Here is a 237-nt window from a genome sequence, read left to right on the forward strand (position 1 = left end):
TCCCTGTATTTTTTATATCAGTGCTAATAAATTCAACACTGCATTTTCATCTCTACCCATAATATTTCCGCATTCATAACAGATATATTCGTTGTGCTTAGTTCTATATTTTAAGTTGCCATTAAGCCCAACTTTTTCTTCACCAGTTTTAACATAACCGCAGCTAGAACAGCGTTGTGTGCTTGGATAGTATTTATCAGCGATAAGCAAATCTTTACCATACCAATCGCACTTATA

General features: G+C 34.2%; 1 protein-coding gene. It reads right to left on the reverse strand.

From position 1 onward, the window contains the following. Positions 1-12: 12 nt before the first annotated feature. Positions 13-237: zinc ribbon domain-containing protein (locus FC30_RS06130; protein WP_156400133.1), on the reverse strand; the 225-nt coding region annotated here is incomplete at its 5' end.

The sequence above is a fragment of the Ligilactobacillus animalis KCTC 3501 = DSM 20602 genome, assembly GCF_001434535.1.
Lineage (GTDB): Bacteria > Bacillota > Bacilli > Lactobacillales > Lactobacillaceae > Ligilactobacillus > Ligilactobacillus animalis.